The organism is Aestuariivirga sp. (assembly GCF_047602625.1).
Classification (GTDB): domain Bacteria; phylum Pseudomonadota; class Alphaproteobacteria; order Rhizobiales; family Aestuariivirgaceae; genus Aestuariivirga.
On sequence record NZ_JASGGV010000002.1, the window covers coordinates 30,788 to 43,357 of the forward strand.

A 12,570-nucleotide genomic window follows, 5' to 3' on the forward strand; every position below is an offset into this window, starting at 1 on the left:
AAGTTCCCGGCTGAGCGCTACCTGAGCCCGCCGTTCATCCGCCATTCATGTTCAGGCCGGGCGCATCCACACCCGGTTGTCGTGAAAACAGCCGCCGGCCGCAGGCGCGGGCTGGTCGCAGCCCGTGAGCGTATTGATGCCGTTTCCTTCTTCATGGGCATCATTGGGCCAGATGCCCTCGGCGATGAGCACGCCGCGCCGCAAGCCCGGATTGGCTTTCGCATGCAGCACCACGCTGCCGCGCGCGCTGCCCACCCGCACGCGGTCGCCTTCCGCGATGTTCAGCGCCGCGAGATCATCGGGGTGCGCCATGACGCCGGGCCTGCCCTCGCGCTTGATGGAGGACGGCGTTTCATTGAAGGTGGAATTGAGAAATGTGCGGGCCGGGCTGGTGGCGAGGCGGAAGGGATAATCCTCGGTGCGCTCCTCGATCACCCCCCAATGGTCGGGGAATTTCGGCATCTCGTCCACGGGGCCGAAGGGGCCGAGGCCATCCTTGTAGCGCGTGGCCTGCCAGTCCGGCCGGAAGCGGAATTTCTGGTCCGCGAAGCCGAAGCCATCAAGCGAATGCGCCTTGTCGAACTCCTGCGGTACATCGACGAAATTTTCCGCGTCGAACACGTCAAGGCCGGGGCGGTGCGAGTGATCGAGCGTCCAGCTGATCAGCTCGCGCGGGCTCATGGCGAAGCCTGGATGCTCCGCGCCGACACGCCTGGCCAGATCGCAGATGACCTCATGGTTGTTGCGGCATTCGCCCGGCGCATCGACGAGCTTGCGGCCATAGAGAATGTGGCTGTGGCCGCCGCCCTGATAGAGATCGTCATGCTCGAGGAACATGGTGGCAGGGATGACGATGTCGGCGAATTTCGCCGTCTCGGTCATGAACTGCTCATGCACGCAGGTGAAGAGATCCTCGCGCGCCAGCCCCTGCTTCACCTTCGTCTGGTCGGGCGCGACGCAGGCCGGGTTGGTGTTCTGGAAAATCATCGCCTTGACCGGCGGGCCGCCCCGGAGGTCGTAAGGATCGTTGAGGAGCGCCGGGCCGATGCGGCTCTGGTCGATGGCGCGGATGCCGGGCTTCGCCACATCCAGCCCCTCGATCATCGTCTTGTTGAACTTGTACATGCCGCTGTTGGAATGCAGCGCCCCGCCGCCCTCATGCGCCCATGCCCCGGTGACGGCGGGAATGCAGGTGACGGCGTGCATGTTGACAGCACCATTGCGCGAGCGCGTGAAGCCATAGCCGATGCGGAAGAAGCTGCGCTTCGTTTCGCCGATCGCCCTAGCGAAGGCCTCGATCTCGGCCACGGTTGCGCCGGTGATGGCGGAGGCCCATTCGGGCGTGCGGGTTTTCAGATGCGCCTCGAATTCGCGCGGCGCGTCGGTGTATTTTTCGAGATAGTCCCAATCCGCATGACCGTCGCGGAACAGCACATGCATCACCGCGCAGGCCAGCGCACCGTCCGTACCCGGACGAATGATCATTTTGATGTCGGCCTGCTTCATGGTGCCGGTTTCATAGATGTCGACGCAGGCGACCTTGGTGCCGCGCGCCTTGCGGGCAAGCTGCACATGGGTCATCACGTTGACCTGCGTATTCACCGGATTGCCGCCCCAGATGACGATCAGGTCGGACTTGTGCATCTCGCGCGGATCAAGCCCCGACAGCTTGCCGGTGCCCGCCTTGTAGCCAGCCCACGACAGCGCCACGCAGAAGGTGTCATAAAGCCGCGAATAGCCCTTGGCATGGCGGAGGCGGTTGATGCCGTCCCGCATCACGAAGCCCATGGTGCCGGCGTAGAAGTAAGGCCACACGGCTTCGGCGCCATATTCGGCCTCGGCCTTGAGAAAGGCTTCCGCCGTTTCGCCCATCGCATCGTCCCAGGAGATGGGCTGGAATTCGCCCGAGCCCTTGGGGCCCTTGCGCTTCAGCGGATGAAGCAGGCGGTCCGGGTGGTGGATGCGCTCGGCATAGCGGCTCACTTTTTCGCAGATGACGCCCAGCGTATAGGAATTTTCCTTCGATCCCCGGACGCGGCCGATGGTGCGCTCGTCCAGCACTTCCACGTCGAGCGCGCAGGCGGAGGGGCAATCATGCGGGCAGACGGATTTGCCGATCTTGATGTTGGGCAGCATGTTCATGGACGGGGAATATAGCGGAAGCTAAACTCACCGTCATGCCGCTTCTCACATCAGCCCAGAACCCCGCCATCAAGGCGATCCGCGCCCTCGCCCAGAAAAAACACCGGGCGGAACAGGGGCTTTTCGTGGCCGAGGGCGAAAAGGTGCTGGCCCGCGCCAAGGACATGGGCTGGCTGCCGCAAACGCTGGTCAGCACCGGCAGGCCGCCCGATCTGGGCCAGCAGGTGACGCTGGAGGTGAGCCCACAAGTGATGGCAACCCTCAGTGCACAGAACAATCCGCCTTCCCTGCTCGCAATCTATGCGCAGCGGTGGGCGGAGAAGGTTTCGCAAAGCGGGTTGTGGCTGGCGCTGGAGGATGTGCGCGATCCCGGCAACCTCGGGACGATCCTGCGCACGGCGGATGCGGTGGGGGCCGAGGGGGTGATTCTGGCCGGCAACAGTTGCGATCCCTGGGGGCCGGACTGCGTGCGCGCCACCATGGGCTCGATCTTCGCCGTGCCGCTGCTGCGGATGAGTGTTCAGGAGTTGATCGCGCTCTGCCGTGCGTGGCCGGGTGATTGCGTGGGCACGCATCTGGAGGGTGAGCGGGATTATCGCGGTGCCTACCGGAGCCCTGCGCTTCTGGTGATGGGCAGCGAAGGGGCCGGGCTTTCCGGGGAGCTGGCCAAGGCCTGTTCGCGCCTCGTCCGCATCCCGATGCGGCAGGGGCCGGAGTCCCTCAACCTCGCGATTGCGACGGGTCTCATGCTGTATGAGATTGCGAAGCCAAAGTGATGCGTAAGTCCTCCCTGTCCGCGTTGCTGGGAGAAACAGCTTTCCTTCACCTGTCTTCCCGGCTGATGCCGGGACCCAGACTTTCAACCCGCACACCGATGGCTAGCCTGGGCACCGGCTTTCGCCGGTGTGACAGGTAAAGGGAGTTAAACCGCGAAGCCTGCCATCATGCCTTCATAAACCGCCTCTTCCGCCGTGCGGGGGCTGAGGCAATCGCCGGCGAGGTGGACGGGGATTCCCATGGCCTTCACAGCTTCGGAGAGATCATCCTCGGGGATGTTGGGGGCGGCGAGGACGAGGGTGTCCATGTCCTCCAGCACCACAGCCTCGCGCGATGGCGTGTGGATGAAATAGCCCGTCGTGCCATCGGCACCATAAAGCCTGAGATATGGCAGCACCTCCACACCCGCCTTGTGCAGGCGGCCGATGATTTCAAAGCGCACGTAAAGCTGGACGCTGGCCGCAGCCGATGCGGCGTTGACCGCCATCCGCACTTGCACGCCCTCGCCCGCCAGCTTTTCGGCAATGCCCGCCCCCGTCCATTCGCCATGCCAGTCGTAAACCACGGCGCGGGGGCCCGTGCGGGCGCGGCCTGCGAGAATGTCCACGGCATGGACCATCTGCGCCGCCTCGCCTTCCATCGGCGGAATGTGCGGGCGGCTGCCGGTGGCGAGGATCACCGCATCGGGTTTTTCGCTTTCGATGAAGGCAGCCGTGATGGCGTGACGGCGGTGAATGCGCGCGCCGTAACGCTCGGCTTCCGCCGTGAGATTGGTGGCGATGCCGCCGAATTCGGCGCGGGTGGGAAGAAGCTGCGCCAGCCTCGCCTGCCCGCCCGTCTGCCCGTCGCGCTCATAGAGATCGACGCTGTGCCCGCGCTCGGCGGCAACGGCAGCGGCTTTGAGGCCAGCAGGGCCGCCGCCCACCACCATGATGCGCTTCTGCTTCGCCACATGGGGCTTGGCGTCATAGAGCATTTCGCGGCCCGTCTCGGGATGCTGGATGCAGGAGATGGGGATGCCCAACTGGAAATGGCCGATGCAGGCCTGGTTGCAGCCGATGCAGGCGCGGATGTCATCCACCCTGCCCGCTTTCGCCTTGTTGGCCATTTCGGGATCGCAGATCATGGCGCGCGTCATGCCGCACATATCCGCCGCGCCATCGGCGAGAATCTGCTCCGCCACTTGCGGCTGGTTGATGCGGCCCGCCACGAAGACGGGCTTGCCCGTCGCCTGCTTCACCTTCTGCGCATAGGGCGCGACATAGCCATGGGCATTGGCCATCGAGGGAACGATATGCGCCGCACCCGAGGGCGTGGCGGAGGTTCCGGCAATGACGTTCAGATAGTCAAGCTCGGGGGCGAGCGACCGGAAGATCGAGAGTGTGGTGTCTTCGGTCATGCCGGTTTCATCATGCTCATCGCCCGACAGGCGAAGGCCGACGATGAACTCCGGCGGGACCGAGGCCCTGACCGCCGCAATCGCCTCGCGCGTGAAGCGCAGGCGGTTGTCGAAGGACCCGCCATAGGCGTCTTCGCGCACATTCACCTGCGCGTTCATGAATTGTGCCGGGAGATAGCCGTGGCTGGCGATGATCTCCACGCCATCGGCCCCTACTTCCGCCATGCGCCGCGCTGCCTGGCCGTAACCATCGATGATCTCGCCGATCAGCGACGTGGACATGGCGCGCGGCACCACCTTGAAGCGTTCAGACGGTGCATGGGACGGCGCGAAAGCGGGTTGCAGCACGCCATCGGGACGGCCCACCAGTTCACGGCCGGGATGAAAGAGCTGTACGAAACAGCGCGCCCCCTGATCGTGAATGGCATTGAAGAGGCCGCGGTAGAGCGGGATCGCGTCATCATCAGACGCCATCAGCAGGCTTTCGGTGTAGCGCGCCGTTTCATGGACGCCCACCACCTGGATGACGATGAGCCCCGCGCCGCCTTTGGCGCGCGCACGGTGGTAGGCGATCAGAGCCTCGGACGGCAGTCCGGCTTCGGGCAGATAGGTATCATGGCCCGTGGACATGATGCGGTTGCGGATTTCGGTGCCCTTGAGCGTGTAGGGCGAGAACAGGTTGGGGAACACCGGCGCTCAGCCCTTGCCCAGGGTGCGTTCTTCATGGGCGATGAACCACTCCACCATCTCGGTCCACATCGCCTCCACCATGGCGGGATCAACCTTGTGGGCGCGCGCCAGCACGCGCACATTGTCGATGACGCGGTCGAAGCGTTCCGGCACGCGGGCGGGAATGTTCTCGCGCTTCTTCACGACGATCGCCGCTTCAACGCAGCGCTGCCGCTCGGCGAGAAGCTTGATCAACTGCTCGTCGATGCGGTCGATCTCGCGGCGGATATCGGCCATGCTGGTGGGCTGAGGGGTCATGGCGCTCTCCTGCCAACCGGGGTTCTGAACGGCAATGCGTAAGAGAGTCGCGTCATCGCTTCACATAGGGTCCTTTGCGCGGCAGCGGCTTCTGCGACCATGGCCTGTCGCCCGCAAGGCCGCGTGCCGTTTCAACCGTTAGCGTATCATCCCCTGCAATGCGAATGCCATGCGCGCCGTTCCGCCACAGGTCGAAGCGGTCAATGCGGATGGGAATGTCGGGGCACGCCCGCCGCAAGGGGAAGGCGGCGATGAGAATGTCGATGCCGTCGCAGGCGCCGGGGGAATTTTCCACCCGCCAGAAGGCCAGCGCCTTGCCGGAAACTTTTGCCGTGCAGGCGGTTTGATCGCAGGCCCAGCCGACGCGCTTCACGGCTTCGGCGGGCGGCGTTTCATCGCCATTGGCCACCAGCCATTTCTCGACCGAGAAGCGCCCCTTGCGGCCCGGCGCGGGGACGAGATCACCCGCCTCATTGCGGAACGCCATGGTGACGCCCGTGCGGTCCACCAGAATATCGGGCAAGGCCGCGGCATGGGGCATGAGGACGGCGGAAAGTGCAATCACCGGCCCCACCAGCCGCAAGCGCCCGCGCAGCAGGCAGAACAGCGCCGCGCCCGTGGCAAGGGTGATGGCATTGAGGGCGGGAAGCTGCGGCACCAGCAGCGCCGCATCGGGGAGATGCGCCACCCAGTCCGAGATCGCCATCATCAACGCGATGCCCTTGCCCATGAGCCACAGCGGCCAGTGTTCAAGCCCCAGCGGCATGAGGATCACCGAGGCGAGCGCCGAAGGCATAATGATGAGGCTGATGACTGGCAGCGCCAGCCCATTGCCCAGAATGCTGTAGGGCGACAGCCTGCCGAAATGATAGGCCGCCGGGATCGACGACATAGCGCCCGCGATGATGGTGGTGACAAGCGCCGCCACGACGCCGCCCGCAATCCTGAGCGCGATCTTTGCCCCCCAATGGCGCTGCTCGACCGGCGCGGCGCCGCGCCGCTGCTTCCACTCCCGCCAGAATTCGTAAAAAGCTGTGAGGCCCAGAACCGCCATGAAAGACATCTGAAAGCTGGCCGAGATCGCCGCATCGGGCTGCAGCACGAGGATGATGACCGCCGCCAGCGCGAGGTTCCTGACCGACACGGCGGGCCTGTCTACCAGCATGGCAAAGAACATGACGGCGATCATGATATAGGAGCGCTGCGTGGCGGTGCCCGAGCCTGCCAGCAGCATATAGAAAAATCCGGCCAGCAATGCTGCGGCTGCCGCCCATTTCTTGATCGGGAAATTGAGCGCCAGGCGCGGGAACGCCGCCAGCATGGCGCGCACCAGCCAGAACACCCCGCCCGCCGCCAATGCCATGTGAAGGCCGGAGATCGAGAGGACATGGGCGAGGCCTGAAATCTGGAACGACAGGTTCACATCCTTGGGGATGGCGCTCCGCTCTCCGGTGATCAGCGCCTCGGCAATCGCCGCATCGGTGCCTTGCAGGACGGCGCGGATGCGGCCGCCGATGAGGCCGCGCACATCCTCAAGCTTTGCATCGAGCCAGAGACTCCATGGCGGCGCATCGGTGCTCGCCGTGATCGGCCCCACCGCGCGGCCCGTGCCGCCGATGCCATCGAGCCAGAGTTGGCGGCCATAATCGAAGCCGCCGGGAAACACCGGCGTGGGCAAGGGCGCGAGGAAGGCCTTAAAGGAGACATGGCTGCCCACCTTCACCTCGCCCTGCTTCGCACTGGCCGATATGCGAAGCTTGAGCGGCGTCTCGGCCGGAACAACGCCTTCGATGGCTTCGACGCGCAGGACAAATGTCTGCCGCCCCCGGCCGCTGAGCGCGCGATCCTCCACCGTGCCGGTGACGGTCTTCTCCGGCATGGTCATGCGCAGTACAGGCGTTGCGCCATTATCCGCTCCGGCCTTCGCCAGCAGCAGGCCAACGGGAACCAGCGCCACGATCAGCAGCCATGGGCGGAAGCGCCCCAGCCACAGCAGCGCGGCGGCAATGACACCAAGAGGCGACAGTGCGAGCCATGACGGCTCAACCATCAGCGCGAAATAAATCCAGATGCCGAAGGTGAGCGCGATGGGCGCCCACAGGAAGGCGCGGCCCTGCTGCTCGGCCAGCCTCTCCTGCAACCACAGGCGAATGCGCCCGCCCTGCACCGGCGCATCGCGGGCCTCTTCCCAGCCAAGGGCCACCACGGCTCCGTCCCCTTACACGCTGCGCTGCACTGTGCTAATCCGCCCCCGCGGCCGGTTGGGCCGCATTCCCTAACGACAGCATATCCGGAGTCCGGCGTCCATGTCTTCGCCCGTCGTCACGCGCTTTGCGCCCTCGCCCACTGGCTTCCTGCATATCGGAGGCGCGCGCACGGCCCTGTTCAACTGGGCCTATGCGCAACATACCGGCGGCACCATGCTGCTGCGCATCGAGGACACCGACCGCGAACGCTCGACCGCCGCCGCCATTGACGCGATCATCGAGGGCCTGACCTGGCTGGGCCTTGGCTGGGCGGGCGAACCCGTCTCGCAATTCGGCCGCGCCGCCCGGCACCGGCAGGTGGCGGAGGAACTGCTGGCGCAGGGCAAGGCCTATCGCTGCTATTGCTCGCCCGCCGAACTCGACGCCATGCGCGCCAAGGCCGAGGCCGAGAAGCGGCCCATCCGCTATGACGGCACATGGCGCGACCGCGATCCTTCGGAAGCGCCCGCAGGTGTGAAGCCGGTGATCCGCTTCCGCGCCCCCCAAGAGGGCGAGACGGTGGTGGATGACCGCGTGCAGGGCCGCGTCGTCATCCCCAACAAGGATCTCGATGACCTCATCATCCTGCGCTCCGACGGCAATCCCACCTATAATCTCTCGGTGGTGGTGGATGACCACGACATGGGGGTGACGCACATCATCCGCGGCGTCGACCATCTCACCAATGCGGCGCGGCAGACGCAGATCTATCTGGCGATGGGCTGGCGGGTGCCCGAGATGTCGCATATTCCGCTGATCCACGGGCCGGACGGAGCCAAGCTTTCCAAGCGCCATGGCGCGCTGGGCGTCGAGGCCTATCGCGCCATGGGCTATCTTCCCGCCGCCATGCGGAACTATCTGGCGAGACTTGGCTGGAGCCATGGTGACGATGAGATTTTCTCGACGGAACAACTGGTTGAGTGGTTCAACCTCGAGTCGATTGGCAAGTCTCCGGCGCGGTTCGACTTCGCCAAGCTGGAAAACCTCAACGGCCATTACATCCGCCATACGCCTGATGCGGAACTCCTCCAGGCCCTGATCGATTTCCTGCCCCATGCGGAGGGTGGCAAGGCGATGCTGGGCAGGCTGGATGATGCCATGAAGGCCAAGCTGCTGAAGGCCATGCCCGGCCTCAAGGAGCGCGCGAAGACCTTGGTGGAACTCATGAAAAGCGCTCAGTTTTTATTCGCCGCCAGGCCTTTGGCGCTGGATGAAAAGGCGAAGCAGATCATCGCCGACGGCGGCGCGGAGGCGCTGAAAAGCCTTGTGCCGGTGATCTCCGCCGTGCCTCACTGGCAGGCGCATGATCTCGAGGCGGCGGTGAAGGCCCATGCCGAAGCCGCTGGCCTGAAATTGGGCAAGCTTGCCCAACCGTTGCGCGCAGCCCTGACCGGCGCCAGCGTCTCACCGGGAATTTTCGATGTTTTGGAAGTACTTGGCCGCGAGGAGGCACTGGACCGCCTCGCAGATCAGGTCAGGTAAGTTGACCTTTTTGGTGCAGCGCAATAGTGTGCGCGGCGAGTGAGGAGAACCCGCAATGGCCGACACTGCGAAAACTGCCAGCCTGACGATCGGCGACAAGCACCTCGACCTGCCGCTGAAATCCGGCACCATCGGACCCGATGTGATCGACATCGGCAAGCTCTATGGCCAGTCGGGCATGTTCACCTTCGATCCGGCGTTCACGTCCACGGCGTCGTGTGAATCGAAGATCACCTATATCGACGGCGACGAGGGCGTGCTGCTCTATAGGGGCTATCCCATCGAGCAGCTGGCCGAGCACGGCGACTTCCTCGAGACCTGCTATCTTCTCTATTACGGCGAACTGCCCACCCCCGCCCAGCGCCGCGAGTTTGACCGCAACATCACCTATCACACCATGGTCCATGAGCAGATGGCCATGTTCTTCCGGGGCTTCCGGCGCGACGCGCATCCCATGGCCGTCATGGTGGCGGTGGTCGGCGCCATGTCGGCCTTCTATCACGACTCGACCGACATCAACGATCCGCGCCAGCGCGAGATCGCCTCGCACAGGATGATCGCCAAGCTGCCGACCATCGCGGCGATGGCCTATAAATATCACATCGGCCAGCCCTTCGTTTATCCGCAGAACAACCTCTCCTACGCGGCCAACTTCCTGCGCATGTGCTTCGCCGTTCCTTGCGAGGACTATGTGGTGAACCCCATCCTGGCGCGCGCCATGGACCGCATCTTCATCCTGCACGCCGATCATGAGCAGAACGCTTCCACTTCAACCGTGAGGCTGGCGGGCTCATCGGGCGCCAATCCCTTCGCCTGCATCTCCGCCGGCATCGCCTGCCTGTGGGGCCCGGCGCATGGCGGCGCCAATGAAGCGGCGCTGCAGATGCTGAAGGAGATCGGCGATCCCTCGAAGGTCAACGAGTTCATCGCCAAGGTGAAAGACAAGACCTCGCACATCCGCCTGATGGGCTTCGGCCACCGCGTTTACAAAAACTACGATCCGCGCGCCAAGATCATGCAGAAGACGGCGCATGAGGTGCTGGCGGAACTGGGCATCAAGGACGATCCGCTGCTCGACGTGGCGCGCGAGCTTGAGAAGGCGGCGCTCTCCGATCCCTATTTCATCGAGCGCAAGCTTTATCCGAATGTGGATTTCTATTCCGGCATCATCCTGAGGGCTTTGGGCTTCCCGACCTCGATGTTCACCGTGCTGTTCGCGCTGGCGCGCACGGTGGGCTGGATTTCGCAGTGGAAGGAAATGATCGAGGATCCGAACCAGAAGATCGGCCGCCCGCGCCAGCTCTATACCGGCCCGACCCGGCGCGACTACGTGCCGACAAGCAGGCGCGGAAAGTAAGGCCAAGCGCCTCCGGCTTGATCCCCGCCCGCCGTATTGTAAGCTTCCCGTCCGGCAAGCGAAGCGATGAGGCAGCATGTTTGGCGAGCGGGCGTTCCCCTATCTGGTTTTCTGCTGCTTATGCTGCGGCGTTCTCGCCTTGCCATCACAGGCGGAAACACTGACGCGCGCAAAGATCGAAGCCGCCTTGCCCGGACTCGAAGCCATGGCGCAGGAGATGACCTCTTCCGGCGCCGTTCCCGGTCTCTCGATTGCGGTCGTCTACAGGGATGACGTGATTTTCCTCAAAGGTTTCGGCGTGCGCGAAGCGGGCAAATCCGCAGCCGTTGATGCCGATACGGTCTTTCAACTGGCGTCGCTGTCCAAACCCGTCTCGGCCACCGTGGTCGCCAGGCTTGTGAGCGATGGCAAGCTGTCGTGGGATTCGCGCATCGCCGATCTTGATCCGTCATTTCAGTTGCACGATGCCTACCCGACGGCAGAAGTGACGGTGCGCGATTTCTTTTCCCATCGCAGCGGCCTGCCGGGCGATGCCGGAAACGATCTCGAGCAGATCGGCTTCAGCCGCGCGGAGATCATGCATCGCCTGCGCTTCGTGCCCGCCTGGGTGAGCTTCCGGGGCGGCTATGCCTACAGCAACATGGGGCTTACCGAAGGCGCGCTGGCAGCCGCCAAAGCCGCGGGCAAGCCATGGGAAGATATTGCAGAAGAGGCGCTATACACGCCGCTCGGCATGGCCTCCACCAGTTCGCGCTATTCGGATTTCGCCGCTCGCCCCAACAGCGCCGCGCTGCATGTCCGCGTCAACGGCAAATGGACGGCGCTGGTGAAACGCGATGCCGATGCCCAGGCGCCCGCTGGCGGCGTGAGTTCCAGCGCCCGCGATCTGGCGCAATGGTTGAAGCTCGAGATCGGCCTTGGGCACTTCGGCGGAAAACAGGTGATCTCCTCCGCCGCACTCGACGCCACGCATGAACCCTTGATGGCGCGCGGCAAGAATCCCGTCACCGGCGCCAGCTCCTTTTATGGACTCGGCTGGAATGTGGAATTCGGCAGGCACGGCCTGTCATGGGGCCATGCGGGCGCGTTCAGCATGGGCGCCCGCACGCTGGTGACGATCTATCCGGACGAGCAACTGGGCATCGTGATCTTGAGCAATGGCTTTCCGACCGGCGTGCCGGAAGGGATTGCCGACAATTTTTTCGACCAGGCATTCGGTGGCGAGGTTGCGCAAGACTGGTTTGGGCCATGGAATGAAGCGTACAGCGCGCTTTTCGAGCCGGCGATCGCCGCCACGAAGGAACTCTACGCAAAGCCTCCGGCGGAACCGTCAAAGGCGCGCCCGCTCTCCTCCTATGCCGGGCGATTTGAGAACAGCTATGCGGGAACGGCTGATGTGAGCGAAAGCGCCGATGGCCTGCTGCTGAAGCTCGGCCCAGATGGCAAGTCATCGTACAAGCTCACCCATTTCGACCGCGACATCTTCCTCGCCTATCCCTTTGCCGAGATGCCGGACGTTCCCTCTTCCGTGCAATTCACCCAAGGGCCAGATGGCAATGCGTCGGCTGTCACCATTGATTTTCTCAATGGCTTGGGTCTCGGCGTGCTGCAGAGAAAAAGCGAGTGACGTTTCAGCCGCCGCGTTCGTTCATCAGCATGGCGCCGATTTCGGCTTCGGCCACTTTCTTGCCGTCGACATGCGCTTCCGCCCAGTATTTCCACACCGGCGGGCGCTTGTTTGACAGCTTGACGTGAAAGCGCACCTGGTCGCCCGGTTCAACCGGCTTGCGGAAGCGGCACTTGTCGATCGACATGAAGAACACCAGCTTGCCCGCGTGCGCATCGCCAAGGTGATTGAGCACCAGAGCGCCCGCCGTCTGCGCCATGGCTTCGACCAGCAGTACACCCGGCATCACCGGGCGGCCGGGGAAATGGCCCTGGAAGAACGGCTCGTTGATGGTGACGTTCTTGATGGCCGTGCCGCTCTCCTCGCCATCGAGATCGACCAGCCTGTCGATGAGCAGGAAAGGATAGCGGTGCGGCAGCAGCTTCATGATGCGGTTGATGTCCGCCGTTCCCAACACCTTGCCTTCAGCGCTGTCAGCCATGCCGCCTTCTCCAAAAAAGACGGACGGCCCATGGACCGTCCGTGTTGATGATCGTCCTGCCGCGCGGGCCTC

Annotated in this window: 9 protein-coding genes; 4 read left to right on the forward strand and 5 right to left on the reverse strand. The window is 64.1% G+C overall.

Translation table 11 applies throughout. The features are described 5' to 3' along the window. Window positions 1-51: 51 nt before the first annotated feature. The gene (locus tag QM694_RS04715) at window positions 52-2,142 is read right to left on the reverse strand and encodes a molybdopterin-containing oxidoreductase family protein (protein ID WP_415005799.1); all 2,091 of its coding nucleotides are present in this window, start codon (window positions 2,140-2,142) and stop codon (window positions 52-54) included. Window positions 2,143-2,177: 35 nt separating this feature from the next. On the opposite strand from QM694_RS04715, the gene QM694_RS04720 reads away from it, so the two are divergent. Beyond that, the gene (locus QM694_RS04720; protein ID WP_415005800.1) at window positions 2,178-2,918 is read left to right on the forward strand and encodes a TrmH family RNA methyltransferase; all 741 of its coding nucleotides are present in this window, start codon (window positions 2,178-2,180) and stop codon (window positions 2,916-2,918) included. 146 nt (window positions 2,919-3,064) lie between these two features. Here the strand turns inward: QM694_RS04720 and QM694_RS04725 are convergent, their stop codons facing one another. From QM694_RS04725 to QM694_RS04735, 3 genes are read right to left on the reverse strand one after another with little or no spacing between them, the layout of a single operon-like run. Continuing rightward, the gene (locus QM694_RS04725) at window positions 3,065-5,008 is read right to left on the reverse strand and encodes an FAD-dependent oxidoreductase (protein ID WP_415005801.1); all 1,944 of its coding nucleotides are present in this window, start codon (window positions 5,006-5,008) and stop codon (window positions 3,065-3,067) included. 6 nt (window positions 5,009-5,014) lie between these two features. Further along, window positions 5,015-5,305, reverse strand: coding sequence for a chorismate mutase (locus tag QM694_RS04730; RefSeq protein WP_415005802.1), 291 nt, complete (start codon window positions 5,303-5,305; stop codon window positions 5,015-5,017). Window positions 5,306-5,357: 52 nt separating this feature from the next. Further along, window positions 5,358-7,511, reverse strand: coding sequence for a ComEC/Rec2 family competence protein (locus tag QM694_RS04735; RefSeq protein WP_415005803.1), 2,154 nt, complete (start codon window positions 7,509-7,511; stop codon window positions 5,358-5,360). A gap of 100 nt (window positions 7,512-7,611) precedes the next feature. On the opposite strand from QM694_RS04735, the gene gltX reads away from it, so the two are divergent. The 3 genes from gltX (at window position 7,612) to QM694_RS04750 (ending at window position 12,017) form a co-directional block, all read left to right on the forward strand. After that, window positions 7,612-9,033, forward strand: coding sequence for a glutamate--tRNA ligase (gene gltX, locus QM694_RS04740; protein ID WP_415005804.1), 1,422 nt, complete (start codon window positions 7,612-7,614; stop codon window positions 9,031-9,033). A gap of 55 nt (window positions 9,034-9,088) precedes the next feature. After that, window positions 9,089-10,390 carry a citrate synthase gene (gltA, locus tag QM694_RS04745; RefSeq protein ID WP_415005805.1) on the forward strand — a complete coding sequence of 434 codons (1,302 nt, stop codon included), beginning with the start codon at window positions 9,089-9,091 and terminating at the stop codon, window positions 10,388-10,390. A 76-nt stretch (window positions 10,391-10,466) separates the two neighbouring features. Continuing rightward, window positions 10,467-12,017 (forward strand): serine hydrolase, encoded by a 1,551-nt coding sequence (locus QM694_RS04750; protein WP_415005806.1) that lies wholly within the window; start codon window positions 10,467-10,469, stop codon window positions 12,015-12,017. A 4-nt stretch (window positions 12,018-12,021) separates the two neighbouring features. Here QM694_RS04750 and fabZ read toward each other — a convergent pair whose 3' ends face one another. Then, on the reverse strand, window positions 12,022-12,498 hold the full coding sequence (gene fabZ / locus QM694_RS04755; RefSeq protein WP_415005807.1) for a 3-hydroxyacyl-ACP dehydratase FabZ: 477 nt from the start codon (window positions 12,496-12,498) through the stop codon (window positions 12,022-12,024). Between the last annotated feature and the right edge of the window lie 72 nt (window positions 12,499-12,570).